Origin of the sequence: Moraxella bovis (genome assembly GCF_002014975.1) — a bacterium.
In the GTDB taxonomy this organism is placed as follows: Bacteria; Pseudomonadota; Gammaproteobacteria; order Pseudomonadales; family Moraxellaceae; genus Moraxella; species Moraxella bovis.
In genome coordinates this window covers 1-22322 of record NZ_MUXV01000063.1, presented here as the reverse complement: position 1 = coordinate 22322, position 22322 = coordinate 1, and the positions used below count along the sequence as shown (strand labels likewise).

Here is a 22322-nt window from a genome sequence, read left to right as displayed (position 1 = left end):
TTCAAGGAAAAAGTGAAGTTTGTGAGTCTTCTATCAAACGAACTTTTACCTTCAAGCCACAAGATTTAGCCATTTTCATGCAAAAACATTATTTTATTTCCAAAATATTTCTATATTGTAAATAGTGTTATAAAGGGCAGGCATGTTCTAATCAACGTGCCACAACTTCCACAATGTTCAAATCAAAGCCCGAGACGTTAAATTTGGCAGAGCTTGATAGAAGTCGCATGTCTTTGACGCCAAGCTGTTTTAGGATTTGGGCTCCAACACCGATACTGCGATAAGGCTCGCTACTTTCGTGTACGCTGACATTGGCTTGGCATTTATCCAACGCACCGCTGACATCGACAGCACGCCCTGAGTCAATCCACACGAACACGCCTTGCTCGCTTTGTCCGATTTGAGCCAGTGCTGAGCGAATATCCCAACTGTGCTTGCTGTCAGTATGCCCAAACAGGTCTTTTAGGGGGTTTAGGGCATGGACTCGCACGGTCGCCACGCCACGGCTTGGGTCGCCTTTGACTAGGGCGATGTGGATCTCATCCGCCCCATATTCTCTAAAACGATAGAGTTTAAACGCCCCAAATTCACTGGCAAAGTCCCGCTCATCAATGACTTCCACGGTCTGCTCGTTGGTCATGCGATAGTGGATAAGGTCGGCGATGGTGCCGATTTTAAGCCCGTGTTCTTTGGCAAAGAGTTCTAGGTCATCACGACGTGCCATCTCGCCATCAGGCTTGATAATCTCACAAATCACCGCCGCAGGTTCAAGCCCTGCAAGGCGTGCTAAATCACAGCCTGCTTCGGTATGACCTGCCCGATGTAGCACCCCGCCTTGTTTTGCCATGATGGGGAAGATATGTCCAGGTTGGACGATGTCGGTTGGTTTGGCAAAGGGGGCGACGGCTGCCTGCACGGTTCTGGCACGGTCGGCGGCGGATATGCCTGTGGTTACGCCCTCGCTAGCTTCGATGGATAGGGTAAAGTTGGTGCTAAACTTCGCCCCGTTTTTGTCGCTCATTAGGGGCAGTTCAAGCTGACGGCAACGGGCTTCGGATAGAGTTAAACACACCAATCCACGAGCGTGAGTAATCATAAAGTTGATGTCGGACGGCTTGACATGAACCGCCGCCATGACGATGTCGCCTTCATTTTCACGGTCTTCATCGTCCATTAAGATGACCATTTTGCCTGCTTTGATGTCGGCAATGATTTCTTCTGCGGTGTTTAGGGTGCTTGCCATAAGGGTGCCTATTTGTGTTAAAAGTTTAATAGGCTACATGGGGGTGGATTTGGGGGATTAAAGGCAGATGATGTAAAATTTTAAAAACAGTCAAGCCTTATTTGTCTTTAAAATTTTTTTAAAATGCACATTGCATGATAAAAGACAGGCAGGCACGCCCAAAAACCATTTAATCATTCCCCAAAGTTTGTTACAATACCCTCAATATCAGCACCGTATCCGACCATGAGCAAAACCCGAGCCACCAAGCCCCGCCTGCCGTCCTTGACGACCACCGACACCGACCCAGAGTATCTGACCGAATTTCGCATTAACATGTTAGCTCGGGGGCTTGCCACACGCACCCGTAACGCTTACATTCGTGATTTGCGTACTTGTATGGCAAGCAGTGAGCGAGCATTGCCCGATTGGCAAGAGACGGACGTGGCAGGGTGCTTGGTGTATCTACAAAACCAAGGCAAATCGCCACGCACGCAGGCGAGAATGCTCGCAAGTTTACGCCAGTTTTTCTTATGGCAGGTGGGCGATGGGGTGCGTGATGACAACCCCTGTGAGAACATCAAAAACCCCAAAGCCAACAAGCCCCTGCCCAAGACCCTATCCGAAGACGACATCACCAGACTGCTTGGCACGCCTGACTTAGCGACGATATTAGGATTGCGTGATAAAGCCATGCTCGAAGTCATGTATGCCTGTGGTCTGCGTGTCTCAGAGCTGGTCAATCTGTCGCTCGATGAGCTAAACCTAAACGCAGGCTGGCTCCAAGTGACAGGTAAGGGTGGAAAGACTCGCCTGATTCCGCTTGGCGAATACGCCCACAACGCTCTACAAAGCTATCTTGTCCGCCGTCATGAACTGACCGCTGGCAAAAGCGGTAAGGTCGGCACAAAGGGCGGTGACTGCCAAGCGGTGTTTTTGACCGAGCAGGGGGGGTATATGACCCGCCATAACTTTTGGCATTTGATTAAAAAATACGCTCTCTTGGCGGGTATCAAAACCGACATCTCACCGCACACGCTTCGCCATGCTTTTGCCACGCACCTGCTCAACCACGGGGCGGATTTGCGTAGCGTTCAGCTTTTGCTCGGGCATAGCGACCTATCCACCACGCAGATTTATACCCATGTTGCCACGGCACGTCTGCAAGCCTTGCACGAAGAGCATCATCCTAGGGGGTAGCATGCATGCCATTTTCAATCTCATTTTCCACCAAAATCTTGGCTTGTTCTAATAAAATTTCGCTTTGATTTTTTAATTCAAAACTCATCTGCACTTTATCGCTGACTACCTGCTGAATCTCTTTTGGTAAAACAGGAATCACCACTTCCAAAATTTCAGACGGTTTCCAATGCTGAATGATTGAACCGCCTGCATCTCGCTGTGCTTGTAGTTGTACCGCCTCTGAATTTAGCACCAATGCCAAATAATCGGGCAAAATTTCATCAGTTTTTAGCGATAAATGCACAATCGCCCCAGAAGTAATCACCTCCAAATCAGACGGCACACAATAAGCAATGCCCACTGTACCGTCTTTTGAAAGTAGAATGGTGTCTTTTTTGGGGCGAATGATGTCGGCAAAATCCACAGGACTCACAAACTTATCCGTCTGGCTAATCCCAAATTTGGAAAAATCCGCCACTCGCACAAAAGGCAAACCTTCATCACGGTAATTTTCCGACCCCACTTCTACCGATTTTTGCAAATCAACCAATTCGCCCAATGTTTTATGGCGGTATTGTTTTAATTTTTGCAATAATCGCTCAAATTTTGGCTGGTAATATTCCGCATCAAGGCGACCGCTTATCCCAAAAGATTGGCTAAATGATTGCACTGATATATTTTTGGGTTGCCCCAAAAGCAAACTTTCCAACAATACCCATTCTGCCAATCGTAAATAATAATCAGACTCATCTAAAAGCTCTCTCTCTCTCTCTCTCTCTCTCTCTCTCTCTCTCTCTCTCTCTCTCTCTCTCTTGTAAAGCACTTTGCTCAATTTCTGCCTCTACGCTATATTTGGCTTGGGCTAATAACTGCGTGGCTTGTTCTCGCAATTCATTACTTTGGCGGACAAATTCAGCGATTTGGGTTTGGGTTTTGATATCTGGTATAGGAATGGATAATTCACCAATTTCAGTTAAATTCAAATTAGTTTGTAAGCCTTGTCTGGCATACTTGGCAATGTATTGTTTGCCTAATTCTGAATTAAAAAACACAACTAAATACAAGCGATTAATCTTATTTTCATCAAAGCGTAAAATAGCAACCGCTTGATTAATATTAGCTTGCATATCATAAGTAAATAATGCACATCGCCCAACAGTTCCTGCAATAGAAATTAACACATCGTTTGGTTTTAATTGTGTTCTTTTTAAAGTGGTTTGATGAATATTAGGCTTAATATAATTAACATTATCTAAATTTACCTCGCCATTTTGCAAATCTACCGCACGAATAAAAGCAATGCCATTTTCTTTATCAGTGTAATCATCGCCGTTAGCTTTTGGTGTAATACCGCTTGAAATGGGATAATTGACCAAATCCGCTAATTTAATGCGCTCAAAACGATTAAATAAATTTTCTAATTCATCATATTTAGCTCGATAAAATTCCGCATCCAATCTGCCCGTTTGCAAAAAGCTGTCTTTTAGAGCTTTAATATTAACCGATTGATTGGTTGATTGAAAATTTTGTAAACCTAGATTTTCCAATAATAGGGTTTCGGCTTCTTTATACAAAATTTCTGACTGTTTTTTGCTATCAAAGATTTTAACAAAAATTTCATCAATTTTATTTTGAAGTTCGGACGAAAAATTTGGAACTGGAATACGATATAAATCAGGCTTGCTAATAAAGGAAATAAGTAAATTTGTTTTATATCTATTTTTAAAAGCTGTTCCATATTTTGAAATTAAATAGGTGAGTAATATATATTTACTAATTTTCTCATTCACAGTCATTTTATAAAGACTTCCAGAAACCAAAGTCTTTTTGGGGAAATCATTGGGTACAATGGCTACTTTTTCAACTTTTCCTTTAACCTCAATTAAAATTTCGCCAGACTTTATTCCGCCTTTTGGGTATCTGTCCCAATCTTGATTGTCCACATAAGAAAGGTTATCAGTTCCTATAAATGGCGTGGATAAATCGGTTGCCTGCAAGAAAATGGGGTAATTTTTATCTTGTGCAACTTCTTTTTCTACAACTTTCGTATTTTCATAAACTACACGATAGCCGTCTTTTACAAATTCAGACAAATTTCTTAAATTTGGAATGTTTTTAAAGAAATTTAGAAATTCTTTTTTGAAATATTCGGCATCAATTCTTTTATTTCCATTGTCTTGCAAAACCTTACTTAACAAAACCTCACTCACTTCCAGCCCTTCCAATAATGCCTGATATTTGACATTATCAAAAGGGCTTAATCCTTTCCCACAAAAGACAATTTTTCCTTTTTGGCAAATTCAATAAAAGCCTCAGCGATACCGTCGCCTGTCAAACCATCGTGATTAAACAAATCGTGAGCGACAATCAAATGTCCATGACTGTCTAATATTGGCGTACCGTCTGCATTTTTGACATAGATTTTATCGCCTGAATTATCCTTACTTGGTCCTTGCATGGTTGCAAAGAAAATAGGATAATCATCCACTTTGGGGCATAATTCATCATGCCATTTTTGCACAAATAAGACTGATGTTTTTGTGCCTGTATGTGGTTTAAATACATTGCCATGCAACCCCACCACCGCTAAAATACGACACCGTTCGGCAATAAAATCACGAATGTATTTATCGCTAGAATTATTAAAACGACCTTGTGGCAAAACAATCGCCATTCGCCCACCGTCTTTTAAAAAATCTAGATTGCGTTCAATAAACAAAATATCTCGCCCAACTTTGGATTGTTGTTTGCCTTTGCTATTTTTGCCCAGTTCATAACGGGCAAGAATTCGGGTTTCTTTAATATCGCCTGCAAAAGGCGGATTTGCCATTAATACATCAAACCCAAAATCACGGTTTTGGTCTTTGGTTTTGCGTAATTTTCTTAATTTTTTCCAGCCATTGCCATAAACATCACCCCATTCTTCATCTTTGGTAAAATCATCCCAGCGTTCATAGTCCAAAGTATTTAAATGCAATACATTGGTTTGTCCATCGCCTGCAATTAAATTGAGTGTGCGAGCAACTCGTACGGCTTTTTCGTCAAAATCAATGGCAAAGACTTTTTCTTGTACATAATCAAGCTGTTCTGGTAATTTTTGTTCAGCAGTAAATAAATGAGAACGCTCCAATCCTTTTTCTTTCAGCTGTTTTTCCCAAACATGGAAAATGGCATGTACGGGAAACCCACAACTGCCCGCTGCTGTATCAATCACGGTTTCATCTGCTTTGGGATCTAGCATTTTGACACACATATCAATCACATAGCGTGGCGTAAAATATTGTCCCTTTTCGCCTTTTGATGATTTATTGATAAGATATTCAAAGGCTTCGTCCACCACATCAAGATTGGAATTAAATAATTTCACTTCTTCTAATGATGAAACACAAATTGCCAAATGCGATGGTGATAAGTTAATTTTGCTACTGTCAGCAAAAACACCTTCCCATTTATTTTTGGCTTTATCAAATAAAGCCCCAATTTTGGCTTTTAAATCGCTTTCGGTATCGCCATAATTACGAAATTCCAAATGACGACTTTTATTTCTTGTACTTTCCATTTCGTCATAAAGTTTGGTAAAGATAAGCTGAAACAATTCTTCAAAAACGTCAACCCCTGCATTCGCCAAAACTTCATCTTCCATTTCAATCACCAAATCTTTTAAAGATTTGCGTTGAGTGGCAATTTTGTCATTTTTGATTAAATCGTCAATCGTCCAGCGTTCTTGCAAAATATCAGATAATTTTTCGTGAACGCTTGGAATATTAGGAATGTCTTTAAAATAATTGGGGTCTCGGCGGTTGTAATAGGAAATGCTATCACCATTTGTCCATACGCCAATCGGCGCTCCTGTGGCATTGCAATAGGATTTTAATTGTTCTTTGCCATCTTTTAATTTGGGTTTTTTAAGTTCTACCATGATATAAACAACGTTAGGATTGTCTTTATCAAAAATCACAATATCGGCACGCTTTTTTTCGCGCCCAAAATGCACCGAATATTCCAATTCCATGCGTTCATAAGGATAACCATAATCATGGTGTAATTTCATCAGATACAGTTGGCGAACCGCTTCTTCTGGGGTTAGTTTAATGTCCTTTTTGCGTATCAAGCAATGCACATAGGGTACATCGCCATTTTTACTGGGTTTTTGAAAAATGGTATTTTCCAATAGCGTGATATGCTCGGTAGAAAACTGGGTAAGTTGGTAATTGGTGTCTTTGAGTAGCTGTGATAAATTCATGGGAAGTCTCGTTGGATAAAATGGTTTTATTTTAGCATTGATTTGATAAAAAGTGGGTTGATTTATGGATTGGGATTGGCTTGATAAACCCCCGAACCACCTCCCCAATCGCCTTTATCCCCTTCTCCAAAACATCATCAGGTTGGGCGATACTCATACGGATACATTCATGGGCATGACGATAATCAGATGTATCAATTCCCACAAAAAAATGCTCACTGGGAATAATCAGCGTACCTTTTTCTTTTAAAATTTCATATAAGGATTGAGTGCTGATGGGTAAATTTTCAAACCAAATCCATAAAAATATCGCCCCTTCTGGCTTATGGATTTTGACTTGGGGTAAGTCTTTAAAGGCGTGTTTTAAAAGATGAATGGCGGTATGGGCTTGCTTTAAATAAAACGGGCGAATCTCTTGTAATGACAGTTTATTGATTTTGTCATTGTTGATAAGTGGCGTAACAATGCTCGCCCCAAAACGACACGGAGCAAGATTGACAATGGCATTTAGGCTACTGATTGCCTTGATAATTTCAGGTTTGGCAATGACAATGCCCGTCCGCACGCCAGCCAGCCCCACTTTTGATAAGCTAAAACACAAAATGATATTGTCATGCCACACCAAATTCGCCTTGGTGTGGATAATGTTAGGAAACGGCATTCCGTAGGCGTTATCAATAATCAAGGGAATGTTGTATTTTTGGGCGATAGCATCAAGTCGTGCCATTTCGTCATCGGTCAAAACATTGCCTGTGGGATTGGTCGGGCGAGAACAACAAATTGCCCCAATTTGATTATTTTTTAATGCGTCCAAATTTTCTAGGGCGTCAAAATCCACTTTATATTTAAAAAAGCCATCTTGATTGTCATAATCGCACAGCTCAATCTTGGGCTTTATGCCAATAAAATGCTTGCCATCAATATGAGCGTCCGCATAGCCGACATATTCAGGGGCAAGTGGCAACAAAATGGACTTATCGCCATCATCAAACGCCCCACCGAATAGATTAAACAAATAAAAAAAGGCGTTTTGCGAACCGTTGGTTAGGGCAATGTTGTCCTTGGTAATACCCCAATCATAATGGCGATTAAAAAAGTCCACCAACGCCGTGATAAATTTGCCATCGCCCTGCGGATTGGAATAATTGCTGGCACATTCTAAGGCAACACTGTCCGCCCCATCGCCTTGTATGCTGTCTTTGAGCATTTGTAGGTACACGTCATTGACTGAAGCGATATTGGCAGGGTTGCCACCGCCTAACATATTGACAGGTTTGTCGCTGTTTAGGGCGTTCCCCAAATCGTCCATAAGTTGTAATATACCACTGTTTTGGGTGAATTTTTTGCCAAATTTTGAAATGTTCATGCCAATTATCCAAATAAAAATACCATTGTAACATTTTTGGCAAAAACTGTCTGCTCATATCGCTATGGTATGCGTGGGGGGATTGGGGTATAATAAACTTTTGATTTTAGAGAAAATCCATGACAAACCAAACTACCTTAGACGAACTCCAAACAAAAGCCAAACAATGGCGACAAGACATCACCTTTACCCAAGACGTGCTTGGCAAGCCCTTTACCTTTCATACCACTTGGGGGATTTTTAGCCCAGAAAAGCTTGATGATGGTAGTCTTATGCTCCTTGATTATATTGATTTTAAGGCTCATGATAATTCCATTGACTTAGGCTGTGGTTATGGCGTGCTTGGCATGACGGCAGGACGTGAATGCCGAAACGGTCAGCATATTTTGATTGATAAAGACTTTGTGGCGGTAGAATATGCCCGCTTAAATTGCCAAAAAAACGGCTTGACTAATACCCACGTTCAGCTCTCCAATGGCTTTTATCATGTGGATAAAGACAAAAAATTTAGCCTTGTCATGAGCAACCTACCTGCCAAGGCGAGTAAAGAACAACATTATCTGTACCTGCTAGACGCTTATGAACGCATGGAAGTGGGCGGACGGTTTTATGTCGTTACTATTAACGGACTTCGGGATTTTATGAAACGCTCATTTAATGAAGTCTTTGGCAATGCCGATAAATTAAAGCAGGGTAAGACTTATACGGTTACGCTTGCGGTAAAAGAATGAGTTAATTACAAGGCATTTTTATGAAATTTTTAAAAACCATTTTATTATCATCGTTATTATTAACACAAGCCACATGGGCGGACAGCATTGATTTATTAAATAAGAAATGGTCATTTGCCAAAACCGCCAATGCGGATAAAAATATATCACCAGAGACAACCGCCATTAAAGCATTTAAAAAATCTTATCGGCTGATAAAAACTACCGAAGCCACCAATCTAAATGCAGGCGATTATGAATGGAGAGTGGTTTATTATCCTTTTGGCTCTCATGATAAAATACAGCTCATCAATCCCCATCCGACATTAGAGCCATTAAATCAGCGAGTGCTACAAATCGCCAAAGATAATGTTGCCCCTTTGACCGAACAAAATAAACAGCGTTTGCAGGGCAATTTTAGCGATAAACAGATTAAACAGCTTAGCCAATTAAAACATGAAATTGTCATAAATTTTGGTACATTTGAAAAAGATGTGGTAATCCAAGCCCAAGAGCAAATACGGCGTTTAATTCATAGCCCTTGTGGTTATTATGGAAAAGATGGAGAAACACAAGTGCGGATAAAAGTCCAAGTCAATGAACATGGTCAAGCAATGGCAGTATATATGGATATGGAAGATACATCATTCTCACGCTGTTTATCAAGCCATATTAAGCGTGGCAAATATATGATTTTAAATAAAGATGGTGTGCCAGTACCTTATAGTTTTGGTGCCCCAATTCATCTAATAGTATAAACTAAAAGGATAATAAAAACCGTCATGATATGATTGTGGTAGGGGTAATCTATTTACCCAAATTCCCAACAGGGTGAATCAATTACCCCCACCATTCATTCAAATCATCATTGATTGACAATTTTAAAATACCTTTTCACCCTTGCAATCTGCCCCAAAACCCTTAAAATGATAATACCCCCAATTTTAACGTTTTAAGGACAGCCCCATGACCCACGCCCAAAAATGGCAAGCCCTACTCGCCACCGACCGCCCCAAGATTGATAGGGGCGACATTACTCTAACCCCAAGCCATACGCCCAATGACGGCGTGCGAAGTGATTTTCATACCGATTATGATAGAGTGGTGTTTTCCACAAGTTTTCGCAAACTGGGGCGAAAAACCCAAGTCCACCCCTTTGCCAAATCCGACCACACCCACAACCGCCTAACCCACAGCGTAGAAGTGGCAAGCGTGGGGCGTAGTCTGGGCAACAGCGTAGGGCAGGGGCTGGCTCGGCGTGGGCTACTACCGCCCGACATCAGCTCGTATGACATCGGCACGCTGGTGCAGGTGGCGTGTTTGGCTCATGATTTGGGTAATCCACCGTTTGGGCATACGGGCGAGGACGCTTTGCGTGAATGGTTTCGCCAAAATAATGAGTATTTACAATCGCTTAGCAAGGCAGAACAAGCCGACATCACCACTTATGAAGGCAACGCCCACAGTTTACGCATTGTTACCACCACCGAAATGTACGCCCACGCAGGCGGTATGCGTCTGACCTGTGCCAGTCTTGGTACGCTCATGAAATACCCGTGGGGGAGCATGGGGCAGACCAAGTTTAACATCTATCAGAGCGAAATGCACATCATGCGACAAGTGGCGGACAGGCTCACGCTTGCCACGCATGGGGCGGACACATGGGCAAGGCACCCCTTGTCATACCTTATGGAGTCGGCGGACGATATTTGCTATGCCTTGCTTGACTTAGAAGACGCTGTGGAGCTTGATTTGATTGGCTTTGACGATTTTGCCAAAGTGGTCAAACCGCTATTTGGGGCGGATTTTGACGATTATCAAAACATCAAAGACAACAAACAACGTATCGGGGCAATGCGTGGGCGAGCCATTGGTAAGGCGGTTGATGAAGTGGCAAGGCGGTTTTTTGATTATCATGATGAGTTGTTATCGGGCGATTTTATCCATAAGGATTTGCTTGTGGTGTGTGATGATGCGGTCAATGAAACCTTGCAAAATGCCAAAAATCTTGCCAAAAATCAGATATTTAACCACCATAGCAAACTCATCACCGAGATAGCAAGTTTTGGTTGTTTGGGGCAAATTTTGGACTTAATCGTCCCTGCAGTCTACGCCAAACTTACCCACAAACCCCTAAGTGCCAAGCACCGCCTTGCCTTAGAGCTTTTAAAAGACAGTCCAATCACGGACACCGATAGCCTATATGATGGCTATATGAAAGTGCTGGATTTTGTGGGTGGTCTGACCGACAATTCGGCAGGGCGACTGGCAAGGGAGCTGTCGGGTGTGGGATTGGGGTAGGGGTTGGTTGGCGGTAAATGGTGTTGTTTTTATGGCTTTTGTAAATTTTTACCCAACTTGCCCCAAACAAAAATTTCAATTATAATGACATTATCATTACACCAGCATTAATTTCATTTTAACTTTTTAAAATAGGAGCGATGATGAGCCACACCAATTTTAATATGCGATTAGACAACGACCTACGCCAAAAAGCCTATCCTGTGCTAGAACAATACGGCTTGACTCCAAGCCAAGCAGTGCGGATGTTTTTTAATCAAATCGCCCAAACAGGCAAAGTGCCATTGTCTTTTGATTGGGGGCAGTCGCATACGCTTAGTAGCAATGGCGAAAAGCTGTTGCGTGAGAGTATTCAAGCTTTTGAAAATGGCGAAACCGAGCGATTTGATAGCTTAGATGAGTTAAATCAAGCAATGGCGGAGATTGCTCGTGGCTAAACGTAGTTTTGAAATGGGCAATCCCTTTAAAAGGGATTTAAAAAAGCATTATTTGGCATTGATTGGCGAAGCGTGGACGGAAGTGTCTGATTGCTTGTTAAATGCCAAACCCATACCTCAAAAATACCAAGACCACCCATTGCAAGGCGATTGGGTGGGGTTTAGAGATTGTCATATCAAGCCTGATTTGGTGCTAATTTATAAAATAAATGATGAAGCGGTGGAATTACATCGGCTTGCCACGCATAGCGAGTTGTTTGGTTGATAATAATCATGCCAACCGCACCATAAATTTGACATAGTTTACAAGGGAGAATTGCAATTTGCCCTTATAAAAACGGCACACATTCACGCCACGCTGTACAATCTTTACCCAACTCCCTTTGAATATAAAAATCTTCCACCATTTTGGCTTGCTGTTCAATGCCGTAAGCCAAAAAGGGTTTGCCTTCTTTAAAAACATAGCGGTATTTGCGGTTAAATATCGCTTTGCGAACCACCTTTATGCCTTGTTGAATTTGCCAAATATGCACAAGTTCGTGAATAAGCCACGCCCGCAGGTGCAAAGTCTTATCACTAAAATCCTCACAAAAATCATCTTTATGAAAATACACCCAACCATTGGGCGACACCGCATAGCCCTTTAACACCCACCAAGCTGTCGTCAGGCGAATGTCATCAAGGGCAAGCGACTCGCCAAATACCGAGCGGGCGATGACGCGTTCGCCGTCTGTGAGTGGGCGGATGGGGCGGGCGGATTTGGATTTCATAAAATGTAAAACTTGTGTATAATGGGGTATTTTAGCAAAATTTTTATCCAATGAGCAATCATTCAAACGCCCTACCAACCATTTGCCCACACTCAAATTGTGGCAAGGTGCTTGATGATGTCATTTATCATCACGGCATTTTATTTTGTCCGCATTGCCAAAAAAGTTTATTGATAAACCCTTTTTTGCCAGAATTAGAAAAAATGACTTTTTGGCAATTTGTACACCAGTTTATCAAAAGACAGGGCAAATCCTATGTAATTTTTGGTGTCATTATGGGACTGTTTGTTGGACTTATTGAATTGATTGCCAATTTTGATAAAATCCATTTTAGTGCCGAACTTTGGATAACTTTTTCTGCATTATTGTGTATTTTAATTGTCATTGGCATTTATAAATTTGAAAAAAATTTACAAAATCATCATTATTATCGGTTAAAAAACAAACCCATTTTAAAGGGGGTTGATGATTATCAAAGTGTCAAAGATGATTTTAAAATTTCACTTGCCTTAGAAGAATTAAAAGCATCATTTTATCAATTTACCCCTTGTTGTCCAAATTGCCATTCGCAAAGATTACACCAACGCATTGATGATTTTTATTGTCAAAATTGTCATCATAAATTTGAATTAAATCCAAAATTAAAAGACATCAAAAATTATTATTTGGTTGCAAGCTATCTTGTATTGTTTATGATGATGATAAGACATTTTGGCAATAACTTTTATTATCTATTATTTATGATACCTTCATTCTTTTTTGTGAATTTAATCACTCAATATTACTGGTGTAAAACCCCAAAATGGCAACTTCAACCCCCCTAGCCGAACGCATTCGCCCAAAAGCCCTAAGCGATATTATCGGACAATCGCATTTATTGGGCGAGAATGCCCCCATTGCCAAAATGGTAACAGAAGGCTATTTGCCGTCTATGATTTTGCACGGCAATGCAGGCATTGGCAAAACGACATTGGCAAGTTTATTAGCCAAAAGCGTAGGGCGAGAATTTCGCCCTTTATCCGCCATCAATAGCGGCGTTAAAGAATTAAGAGAAACACTCACGCCGAGTGACGGTTTATTTGCCACGCCTCCTGTGGTATTTGTGGACGAAATTCACCGTTTTAATAAAGCGCAGCAGGACGCATTATTGGGAGCGGTAGAAAGTGGGCAAATTACTCTGATTGGGGCGACCACCGAAAATCCATCATTTAGTGTTAATAACGCTTTATTATCCCGTTGTCAAGTTTATAAATTAGAACCTTTATCTGATAATGAGATTTTTCAAATTATCAAGCGGGCAATTACTATTGATGAACAATTAAAAAAACTACCGATTGTTTTAAATGACATTTCGCCAATTTATGGGTTGGCACAAGGCGATGCAAGACGTGCATTAAATCTATTAGAGCTTGCGATTTATGCTTATCAAGGCGAGCCAATTATTATTGATTTTGACAGCATCAGTAAAGTCGCAGGACAAACACTCGTCCGCTATGACAAAGACGGTGATATGCATTATGATATCATTTCCGCCTTTATTAAATCGGTGCGTGGTTCTGACCCTGACGCGTCTATTTATTGGCTTGCCAGAATGCTTGTGGCGGGCGAAGACCCTGCGTTTATTGCAAGGCGACTTGTGATTTTGGCAAGTGAAGACATCGGACTTGCCAATCCCAATGCTCTATTACTTGCCGATACCGCTTTACGAAGTGTCAAAGAAATCGGAATGCCCGAAGCAAGGATAATTTTGGGGCAAGTGGCGATTTATTTGGCGACATCGCTAAAATCCAATGAAAGTTATAAAGCAATTAACAAAGCCCTAGAATTTGCCAAAACGGACAATTCGCCTGTGCCATTGCATTTGCGAAATGGTGTAACCACTTTGATGAAATCGCAAGGCTATGGTGTGGATTATATTTATCCGCACGATTACCCCAATCATTATTATCCACAAAATTATTTGCCTGATAATTTAATAGGAATGCAGTTTTATTACTTTGGTGATAATCAAAAAGAGCAAAGTAGTTTTAATTTTATCAAGTGGTTAAAATCGCAGTCGTAAATAAATACCCTTAAATCATTGCATTTAGACAAAAATACCGTATAATAGCTATTATCCATATATATTTTGGAGAATAACAATGCGCCAAACTGCCACCGCAAAATTATTTTGGACTGGCAACAGTCAAGCCGTTCGCTTACCCAAAACCTTTCGTTTTGAAGGCACGGAAGTGCGTATCAAAAAACAAGGACGACAAGTGATTATTGAGCCAGCAGAGACCCAAGATTGGGCGTGGCTGGACAAATTGCGAGCAATGCCAAAAGATGACAGTTTTGAAGAAGCCATTTTGGAAGGTCGCCAAAATTTAAAAGCCGATGAACGAGATTGGGGTGCATTTGAATGAAATATTTGCTGGACACCAATGCAGTCATTGCGATTTTGAATGCCAGTGAACGATTTTTGACCACGCTAGAACGGCATAAAGAGCGTGAAATTGCCATCTCGTCAATTGTTTTGTCGGAGCTGTATTATGGGGCGTACAAAAGCCAAAAAACCGCCCAAAACCTTGAAAAAATCAATCTACTACCCTTTGAAGTGTTGCAATTTAATTCACAGGACGCTGATAAGGCTGGCGAAATTGGTGCAACCCTAGAAAGGCGTGGCACACCCATTGGTTTTTATGACACGCTGATTGCAGGGCAAGCGATTGCCAATGATTTGATTGTTATTACTGACAATGTGCGAGAATTTCTCCGAGTGGACGGTTTGCAAATTGAAAATTGGTTAAAATAACAGACGATTACCACATTCATTGATAAAAAATTATGCTAAAACCCACCCACGCCGATATTTTAAATAAACCTTATGCTCAAATTAAAGACTTATAGTTGCACTGCCCAGATGACTTATAAAATATTAAATACAATCATAAAACCACTTGGCAAGTTTTTAAAGCCTTTAATTTAAAAGTTTATCAAAATTTACCAATGCACTTTGCCAAACCACACATTGAAAATTGGTGTAATGGTTGGGAAATCAGACGGCACTTTTTTGCTTATTATAAATATGATAGTTATCTTGGCAATGCCCCGATTATTGTCGTGATTTTAAATAGGCAAAGGCTGATTGTCGCTTTAAAGTGGCATTCTTATAGGGCAAACAGTTCAAACAGCACATTGGAGCAATTTAATAACTGGATAAATGAGATTGATTGGGCGGAGTTTGACGACTTTTATTTTTGGCATAGCCGTGTTAGTGAATATGGCGACTTTAAACAAGCTCATGAATTTGATGATGAAAAAGTAGAGCTAAATGCAGGCGAATTTTACCGCTTGGGCAAATTTATAGACAAAGATAAGCTGGATGATTTTAGCGATGATGAGCTTGCAGAGTGGGTCGGGCAGGCGATTGAGCGGTTAAGCGGGGTGTATGAGTGGTGTCATTAGAGCGCAATGTCATCAAAGAATTTAGCAAAATGCCGATTGACGATAAATAATGCCAAGCCTTCTATTACAAATAATAACGTCATGATTTTAAAGATGAAATTACCAAATTCATTGCCATATCGTGCCAAATAAGTGTGGCTGTTGTGGTTGGCAGTCTCAGAAAATTCCCAAAATCCCAAAAAATAAATCAACGCCACAACCATAAACAGCCAAAAATAAGACGCTTGACTGGGATTTTCTACTGCTTGGGTTTGTAAGGTGTGGCGGTAATGCTTTTTTAGGGCAAATAAAGTCGGTGCGGACAGTCCGATAAGCTGGTGTTTTAGCAGGACTTGCCCGAGCAAAAACAGATAATAAAATGTTAAGCTGTCATATATCCATTTGTTGCCGACACTGCCATTCATACCCTTTGCCACAGGCAGTATGCCGGCATAATCGTTTGGCACAAAAAACAAACTACCAAACAGCAAGCATGGCAAGAGCCCAATGCTTATCACAGGCAAGCAAAACATCTCTTTATAAATGGCAAGCCCCAAACGGTCGGGTAGACCAAATACAACCATACTTAGCCCAACTTTTTAACAACCACATAACGATAACTGCCGTCATCAAAGGTTTCTTGACTGGCAAGCGTATGCCCCAAATGCCGACAAAAGTTGGGAATGTCTCGGGTGGTGGCGGGGTCGGTCGCTAGGATATGAATTTCATCACCCCCTTTGGCGGTGCGAATGCTCTTATGTAGGAGCATGACAGGTTCAGGGCAGATTAGCCCTGTGGTGTCCAGCATAACAGTATCGCTCATAGCGAACGCCCTTCAAAATCACTTAAAATCTGCCGTTCGTCTGCCGTCCATGCTTGTTTGTTACCGTCTTTGTCGGTGCGGACGATGGTTGCCGTGCCGTTGGCAACGATGGCATTTTGGGTAGTGCTGTAATATTCGTACGCCATCGACAGACTGGTGTTGCCGATTTTGGTGCATTTAACGCCGATAAGTAGGGTGTCAGGATAATGCACGGGACGTAGGTAGTTACATGATGAGCCTGCTAAAATGGTTAAAGTTTCGTCCTTGAACATGGCAAGCGAATGCAAATAGCTGATACGGGCAGATTCGGCGTAGCGGTAATAAGCGACATTATTGACATGATTAAAGGCGTCCATCTCGCCCCATGCCACAGGTTGGACGTGGACGATGGGGTAGTCGTGTAGCTCGGTGGGGCGGTCATTGCCTGTGAGTGTGGCGGTGTAAGGATGGGTCATGGGGGTGTCCTTTTAAGTTTCAATTTATCTAAAATGATTAACGCATGATGAGTTCGCTGTTTTTTTGCCTGTTTTGGATTTATTTTAACATCTGAACACTGCTCAGCTCTTTGTTCTTGGGGCTGTTGGCAAGTAAATCATAGACCCAAAATAGGGCGTCATCGATGGTATTTAGGGCGACTTGCTGTCCGATTTGCCCTGTTTTGGTGTCGGTGTTGTTTGCATTTTTACCGTCTTTTTTGCCGTCTCTGTCGCTGGCTTTGTTTGCCAAAGCGGTTTGTTCAGATTGCTTTTTTAGGCTCTCAGGGTCAATCTTACCGCCGTGTAAGGTAATATGGCTTTCTAACTGTGAGCGGACTTCTTGTAAGTAACTGGTCATCAGTCCCCTGTCTCGCACGTTTGCCGAACCGATGGCAAGCGATAACATCATACTGGCGTCATGAAGCAGGATGTCGCCACGACTTAGGGAGGCGTTGGGCGTGCTGGTCTGCTTAGTGCGTAAAAAAGCTTGCACGTCTCGCATTTTGATGATGTGAGCCTGCCATGCGTCAGGCTGTGTTTTTAGCGTGCCGATGTAGGCGATGTCTGCCTTTATGCTACTGCTTAGGGCGGATTTGACCGATGGGGCGATACCAGTCATCTGCCCAAGCTGATAATCAATGGCTTGCAAGGCGGTCAAGGTGTCATCATAACTGCCTTGTTCAAAGAGCCTGTTGGTCATGGCAAGTTCGATTTTTAAAAATTCAGCGTCTTTGCTCGCTTCGGCTTTATTTGTTTTTTTGTGGCTGTCGGTTGGGGTGATGGCGAACAGGCGGTCGTCCATGTCGTTTAGGCGGGTATCGACGGTGTCTATTTTGGCAAGGCGTTCATCTACTTTATCCACGACCGACGTAAAAGAAAGGTATAGCCACAACAGTCCACCTGCCAGTAGGATAATGACCAGCCATTGCAGTCGCATGAGTACCACCCGAGCTTGGTCGGCTTGTTTTTTAAGCTCTTCTCTCTCGACTTCTTTGGCGTGGGCGAATTTGGCGTCCAGCTCTTCTAGATTTGCCTTGATGGCTTCGGCACTTAGACTGTCAGGTTTTTTGGTGTTTGGCATGATGATAAAAGCGTTAAATTTTAAAATGTCTCACGATGGGTAAGTTGCCATGACGTCTTGTATGGCTTGATTTAGGGTTGATTCCGCCAAATCCACCACGGGATAGACACGGCTGTGCGGATAGTGCGTGGCGGTTAGGGCGGTCAGGCGATAACCTAGGGTTAAATATATCACATTTTGTGGCAAAAGCCCATGCGTGTGCGTGCGATGGCTGTGAATCTGTTGGTCATACACACTCTGCCAAGCGTTTAGGCTCATCTGACTGCTGATAAGGACAAAGATGGGCGAGTGCTTGCCAATTTGATGTTGATGGTTTTGACTACTATTAAAAGCTCTATCAGGGCCATCATCGGTGCTATCGCCAAGCAGACGAGCAAAATCGCTCGCCAGCTCTGACGGCACGCACCGCTCATAAAAGGCGATGGCACGCACATTCACGCTCCGTTTGATGAGTGTGTCAGACAACAGTCGCCGTCCACCGACCCCACGCCATATCAGCACATCATCGCCTGTGTGTAGCTCACCGATGGCGGGCATGGCAAGCATGCCTTCGTTGCTCATCGGGCATCCTACATCAAAGGGGGTCAGCACCGAAAAACCAAACTCCGCCAAAGCGTCGGCTGTTGGCTGTCCCACGGCGATGACGGTTAGGGTGTCATGATGGGGTAGGTCGCAGGTGTGGTCAATGCCTTGCTCTTTTAAAAAACGCACCGCACACGCGACTGCTTCCACGCTCACCACGATGAGCGTGTCAAATTTGCCGTGGACAAAATCCACCAAATCCTGCATTTCTGACTGCTCTAATTCATCAAAATGCCGAATGGCAAGCAGTGGCAAGCCGACACTGTGGATGACCAGGTTCATGTCAGCTTTGTGCTTAGGACGGGTGTTGATGAATAGGGGGGTCATGGTGTTGGGTTGATTGTGCTTATGGGGTTGTTGGTATTAGTTGTCTTAATGTTGATACAGGGCTTTTAAAATCTCATCCGCCCCTTGGGTAAGTAGCTCTGTGGCGACAGCTTGCCCCAGTTGTTGGGCATTTTGGATATTTTGTGTGGCGTTGTCCGTGATGTCGGTCTGGGCGGTGACTTTTAGCAGGGTGCGACCATCAGGCGTGCCTACTCGACCTTCTAGGTGCAGAACGCCTTTATCAAGCTGTGCAAATCCTGCTATCGGTACTTGACAGCCCCCTTCTAAGGCATGGTTCATGGCTCTCTCGGTGATGGCTCGTAAGGCGGAGATGTCATGGTTTAAGGGCTTGATAAGCTCCCTAATCTCATCGTCTCGGCACTCGATGGCAAGTGTGCCTTGCCCGACCGCAGGCAGGCAGATGTCAGCAGGTAGACTGTGGCGAATGCGTTCGTGTAACTCTAACCGCTCCAAGCCACTTTGGGCAAGGATAATCGCATCATAGTCGCCATTATCAAGCTTGCCAAGGCGTGTGCCAACATTACCACGCAAGCTGATGATTTCTAAGTCAGGGCGATAGGCACGCAGTTGGCATTCACGGCGTAGGCTTGATGTGCCGACCTTTGCCCCTTGGGGTAGGTCATCTAAACTGGCAAAATGATTGCTTACAAAAGCGTCGAAAGGGCTGTGGCGGTCAAGATGCGCCCCGATGATAAGCCCGTCAGGCAGTACCATGGGTACGTCTTTTAAAGAATGTACGGCAATGTCAGCTTCACCGCTTAGTAGGGCGGTTTCTAGCTCTTTGACAAATAAGCCTTTTCCGCCAATTTTGGCAAGGGGAGCATCTAAGATTTTATCGCCTTTGGTGACCAGCTCTAACAGACGAATGTCAAGTTCGGGGTAGAGTTTTTGAAGTTCGTCTTTGACAAAATGAGCCTGCCAAAGTGCAAGCGGGGATTGGCGTGTGGCGATGGTTAGGGTTTTCATGATTCTGTTATCGCTATGTTATCTTATCAATGATTGCCTATTTAACCACATTTACCTCAAAATGCCAAATAAAAATTCATACCAGTTATTTCTTGGTATGGATGTAAATAATTAACCAAATCAAGGTGGCTAAAATACAAAAGGACAATACAAAAGGGTGAATCAACGCCCTTGGATGGTATCGGATGGCTTGTCCGTCAAATGCTGTGAATTTTTTCTCTGAGCATGGGCAGATGACGGCGTGATACCGACAGTTTCTCAGGCATACCCCGAAAGCGTACTTGATATTGACCGCTGTCCACCGTCTCCAACAAATCCAAATAATCTAGATTAATCAAGGCATTGCGATGAATGCGGAACATGATGCCTTCAAACTCTTCTTCTAAGTCTTTTAAGGTTTCATCAATGAGTACCACGCCATTTTTGTGGCGTACTTTGACGTATTTTTGGTCGGCGGTGAAATAATACACGTCAGACAGTGAGATGAGTTCAACGCCACGGTGCGTGCGTGCGGCGATGTATTGACGTGCACGGCTGTTTTTTCCGTTTTTCTTATTAAGACTTGCTTGTTGGGCGGCGTTGATACGACAGCATTTCTGCAGGGCGTTTTTAATATCATCTTTTTCAATGGGTATCAGCAAATAGTCACTTGCTCCCCATTTTAAAGCGGTTAGCATAAGATGAGCTTCATCTAAACCAAAAAAAATCAGGGCAGGCGGATGCTTAAATTCATGGGTTAATTTTTGGCAAAATTCCTCAATGTAAGCCAAGTGAGCATTGATAAATAGAACCTCAGGCTGGTGTTCCATTACCGATGTATAAGCTTATTCTAAGCGTTCTGCTTGCCCGACGATTTCATGCGTGAGTGTCTCGATAATTGTTTGAACATGTTTGCATAGGGCTGGCTCGCTCTCACAAATTAGAATTTTCATTTGCCTCTCCTTAATATTATGGCATGTGTTACAGTATCCACTTGCTATTGATGAATAACCAATAATGATGTGGATTTACAAATTATTCATAACAAACGCTCGTCAAATACCATCAATGTAATGAAGAATAACTAAATGTCATGTCTGTTTTTGATTGAATAATTTTATTTATGAGTTAACTTTTGCTAATTAAGGATTTTAGCAAAAGTTAACCTAAAAGAAAAGTGGGTATATCAAAATTTGGCTCTGGTTCAAAAAGTATGCTGCAAAGAAAACAGTTCGTGGCGATCTTGGGAAGCCTAACGGTTTTCCTACCCGCAGGCAGGCTCAGGGAGAACGGAAAAACTAGTTCAGCATACTTTTTAGACTACTACCAAAATTTTATTCAATTTAAAGCAAGAATCGTGCCAACAAATCTAAAGCAACCATAATTATTGGTAACATTGATGGGCTGTCTATTAGCTATCTTATCACAGTATTGCAAATTTTAGCAATCTTTCTAGGAGAGGTTGAGAGTATAAGTACAGCCAACAAAATTGAATTTTACTACGGAAACCGTTCGCCACAAGCTTGACCGCAGGTCGGTTTCCGTCATAGTTCGACAGGCTCACCACGAACGAAAAACTGTAGTACTTTTTCATTTTGTAGAGTGTACAAATAATCGTCATACATGGTTGGTGTTTTAGGCTCTGCAAGTTATGTATGAAAATTTGACATATTTTTATAAAAACGTGTTAGAATAAAAAAGGCAGACCAGACAATCACCGTCTGACCACTTAATTTGATTTGAAGTTAATATTATGATAAATGTTAGTTAAATTAAGTGGTCGGAGGGAGGAAAGTCCGGACTACATAGGGCGACGTGCTAGCTAACGGCTAGGGGGCGAAAGCCTACGACCAGTGCAACAGAGAATAGACCGCCCGACCACTTAATTTGATTGATTTTAATGGTCTGGACTGACGACAGTCAAATTAAGTGGTCGGGTAAGGGTGAAACGGTGGGGTAAGAGCCCACCGCATGACTGGTAACAGTTCATGGCAAGGTAAACTCCACGTGTAGCAAGACCAAATAGGTATCCAATGAGTTGCCCGCTTAGGATACGGGTAGGTTGCTTGAACGCATGAGTGATTGTGCGTCTAGATGAATGATTGTCCACGACAGAATCCGGCTTATCGGTTTGCCATTTATTTTTATAAAAATGAAAACTTTTTTAAAATTGGTGTTGACAACAGATAAAAGCGTCTGTATAATTCACACCTTGTAACGGCGATGTAGCTCAGCTGGTTAGAGCGTACGACTCATAATCGTAAGGTCAAGAGTTCAAGTCTCTTCATCGCCACCAAATTACCTTAATAAAATTTAGAAAAGTCCTTGACTTAATTTTAAATTATTATATAATGTGATTTGAGTTAATAATAAATCACTATTAAAACTTTTTAAAAAAACTGCTTGACAT

General features: G+C 42.3%; 24 protein-coding genes, 1 tRNA gene and 1 other RNA gene. 13 read left to right on the top strand and 13 right to left on the bottom strand.

Going from position 1 to position 22322, the window contains the following annotated elements; genetic code table 11:
* Window positions 1-151 precede the first annotated feature (151 nt).
* Entirely contained in the window at window positions 152-1243 is a 1092-nt protein-coding gene (gene ribBA / locus B0182_RS12300; RefSeq protein WP_078275199.1) for a bifunctional 3,4-dihydroxy-2-butanone-4-phosphate synthase/GTP cyclohydrolase II, read from the bottom strand.
* 225 nt (window positions 1244-1468) lie between these two features.
* Here ribBA and xerD point away from each other — a divergent pair, with 225 nt between their 5' ends.
* A complete protein-coding gene (gene xerD, locus B0182_RS12295) occupies window positions 1469-2422 on the top strand; it encodes a site-specific tyrosine recombinase XerD (RefSeq protein WP_078275198.1) in 954 nt (317 codons plus the stop codon).
* Here the strand turns inward: xerD and B0182_RS12290 are convergent.
* The 4 genes from B0182_RS12290 to B0182_RS12275 are packed head-to-tail and all read right to left on the bottom strand — an operon-like array spanning window position 2412 to window position 8013.
* On the bottom strand, window positions 2412-3227 hold the full coding sequence (locus tag B0182_RS12290; RefSeq protein ID WP_078275202.1) for a restriction endonuclease subunit S: 816 nt from the start codon (window positions 3225-3227) through the stop codon (window positions 2412-2414). The two genes, xerD and B0182_RS12290, sit on opposite strands and share 11 nt — an antisense overlap.
* Window positions 3151-4614 (bottom strand): restriction endonuclease subunit S, encoded by a 1464-nt coding sequence (locus B0182_RS12285; protein WP_143821746.1) that lies wholly within the window; start codon window positions 4612-4614, stop codon window positions 3151-3153. The genes B0182_RS12290 and B0182_RS12285 overlap by 77 nt, the downstream gene beginning before the upstream one ends.
* Window positions 4615-4661: 47 nt before the next feature.
* Complete coding sequence (locus B0182_RS12280; RefSeq protein WP_078275196.1) at window positions 4662-6647, bottom strand: type I restriction-modification system subunit M; 1986 nt, start codon at window positions 6645-6647, stop codon at window positions 4662-4664.
* Window positions 6648-6678: 31 nt separating this feature from the next.
* A complete protein-coding gene (locus tag B0182_RS12275; protein WP_078275195.1) occupies window positions 6679-8013 on the bottom strand; it encodes a valine--pyruvate transaminase in 1335 nt (444 codons plus the stop codon).
* A 119-nt stretch (window positions 8014-8132) separates the two neighbouring features.
* Here B0182_RS12275 and B0182_RS12270 point away from each other — a divergent pair, with 119 nt between their 5' ends.
* From B0182_RS12270 to B0182_RS12250, 5 genes are all read left to right on the top strand, one after another.
* Window positions 8133-8744, top strand: a complete 612-nt coding sequence (locus B0182_RS12270) for a class I SAM-dependent methyltransferase (RefSeq protein ID WP_078275194.1) — start codon at window positions 8133-8135, stop codon at window positions 8742-8744.
* A 20-nt stretch (window positions 8745-8764) separates the two neighbouring features.
* Entirely contained in the window at window positions 8765-9481 is a 717-nt protein-coding gene (locus B0182_RS12265) for a hypothetical protein (protein ID WP_078275193.1), read from the top strand.
* A 208-nt stretch (window positions 9482-9689) separates the two neighbouring features.
* Entirely contained in the window at window positions 9690-11024 is a 1335-nt protein-coding gene (locus B0182_RS12260; protein WP_078275192.1) for a deoxyguanosinetriphosphate triphosphohydrolase, read from the top strand.
* A gap of 143 nt (window positions 11025-11167) precedes the next feature.
* A complete protein-coding gene (locus tag B0182_RS12255) occupies window positions 11168-11461 on the top strand; it encodes a type II toxin-antitoxin system RelB/DinJ family antitoxin (protein WP_029103533.1) in 294 nt (97 codons plus the stop codon).
* The gene (locus tag B0182_RS12250) at window positions 11454-11726 is read left to right on the top strand and encodes a type II toxin-antitoxin system YafQ family toxin (protein WP_228157760.1); all 273 of its coding nucleotides are present in this window, start codon (window positions 11454-11456) and stop codon (window positions 11724-11726) included. Before B0182_RS12255 ends, B0182_RS12250 begins: the two co-directional genes overlap by 8 nt.
* Window positions 11727-11790: 64 nt before the next feature.
* Here B0182_RS12250 and B0182_RS12245 read toward each other — a convergent pair whose 3' ends face one another.
* A complete protein-coding gene (locus B0182_RS12245; RefSeq protein WP_208624064.1) occupies window positions 11791-12231 on the bottom strand; it encodes a type IV secretion protein Rhs in 441 nt (146 codons plus the stop codon).
* A 50-nt stretch (window positions 12232-12281) separates the two neighbouring features.
* Here B0182_RS12245 and B0182_RS12240 point away from each other — a divergent pair, with 50 nt between their 5' ends.
* From B0182_RS12240 to B0182_RS12220, 5 genes are all read left to right on the top strand, one after another.
* Entirely contained in the window at window positions 12282-13055 is a 774-nt protein-coding gene (locus B0182_RS12240) for a hypothetical protein (protein WP_078275191.1), read from the top strand.
* Window positions 13034-14293, top strand: a complete 1260-nt coding sequence (locus B0182_RS12235; RefSeq protein WP_078275190.1) for a replication-associated recombination protein A — start codon at window positions 13034-13036, stop codon at window positions 14291-14293. Before B0182_RS12240 ends, B0182_RS12235 begins: the two co-directional genes overlap by 22 nt.
* A 79-nt stretch (window positions 14294-14372) precedes the next feature.
* A complete protein-coding gene (locus B0182_RS12230) occupies window positions 14373-14636 on the top strand; it encodes an antitoxin (protein ID WP_078275189.1) in 264 nt (87 codons plus the stop codon).
* Window positions 14633-15025 carry a type II toxin-antitoxin system VapC family toxin gene (locus tag B0182_RS12225; protein ID WP_078275188.1) on the top strand — a complete coding sequence of 131 codons (393 nt, stop codon included), beginning with the start codon at window positions 14633-14635 and terminating at the stop codon, window positions 15023-15025. Before B0182_RS12230 ends, B0182_RS12225 begins: the two co-directional genes overlap by 4 nt.
* Before the next feature lie 122 nt (window positions 15026-15147).
* A complete protein-coding gene (locus tag B0182_RS12220) occupies window positions 15148-15678 on the top strand; it encodes an HI_0552 family protein (RefSeq protein WP_078275187.1) in 531 nt (176 codons plus the stop codon).
* Here B0182_RS12220 and B0182_RS12215 read toward each other — a convergent pair.
* The 7 genes from B0182_RS12215 to B0182_RS12185 form a co-directional block, all read right to left on the bottom strand.
* Window positions 15675-16241, bottom strand: coding sequence for a hypothetical protein (locus B0182_RS12215; protein ID WP_078275186.1), 567 nt, complete (start codon window positions 16239-16241; stop codon window positions 15675-15677). The two genes, B0182_RS12220 and B0182_RS12215, sit on opposite strands and share 4 nt — an antisense overlap.
* 2 nt (window positions 16242-16243) lie before the next feature.
* Window positions 16244-16480: a sulfurtransferase TusA gene (gene tusA / locus B0182_RS12210; RefSeq protein ID WP_078275185.1), complete on the bottom strand. Its 237-nt coding sequence runs from the start codon at window positions 16478-16480 to the stop codon at window positions 16244-16246.
* Window positions 16477-16935, bottom strand: coding sequence for an acyl-CoA thioesterase (locus B0182_RS12205; RefSeq protein ID WP_078275184.1), 459 nt, complete (start codon window positions 16933-16935; stop codon window positions 16477-16479). Before B0182_RS12205 ends, tusA begins: the two co-directional genes overlap by 4 nt.
* A 79-nt stretch (window positions 16936-17014) precedes the next feature.
* Window positions 17015-18037, bottom strand: coding sequence for a hypothetical protein (locus B0182_RS12200; protein WP_078275183.1), 1023 nt, complete (start codon window positions 18035-18037; stop codon window positions 17015-17017).
* Between the two features lie 30 nt (window positions 18038-18067).
* Window positions 18068-18946 (bottom strand): uroporphyrinogen-III synthase, encoded by an 879-nt coding sequence (locus B0182_RS12195; RefSeq protein WP_078275182.1) that lies wholly within the window; start codon window positions 18944-18946, stop codon window positions 18068-18070.
* 45 nt (window positions 18947-18991) lie between these two features.
* A complete protein-coding gene (gene hemC, locus B0182_RS12190; protein WP_078275181.1) occupies window positions 18992-19933 on the bottom strand; it encodes a hydroxymethylbilane synthase in 942 nt (313 codons plus the stop codon).
* A 197-nt stretch (window positions 19934-20130) separates the two neighbouring features.
* Window positions 20131-20742 carry a LytR/AlgR family response regulator transcription factor gene (locus B0182_RS12185; protein ID WP_143821745.1) on the bottom strand — a complete coding sequence of 204 codons (612 nt, stop codon included), beginning with the start codon at window positions 20740-20742 and terminating at the stop codon, window positions 20131-20133.
* An 868-nt stretch (window positions 20743-21610) separates the two neighbouring features.
* Here B0182_RS12185 and rnpB point away from each other — a divergent pair.
* Together rnpB and B0182_RS12175 are read left to right on the top strand one after the other, a co-directional pair.
* Window positions 21611-22054, top strand: an RNA gene (gene rnpB / locus B0182_RS12180) — RNase P RNA component class A.
* Window positions 22055-22131: 77 nt separating this feature from the next.
* A tRNA-Met gene (locus B0182_RS12175) sits at window positions 22132-22208 on the top strand.
* The last annotated feature ends 114 nt before the right edge of the window (window positions 22209-22322 follow it).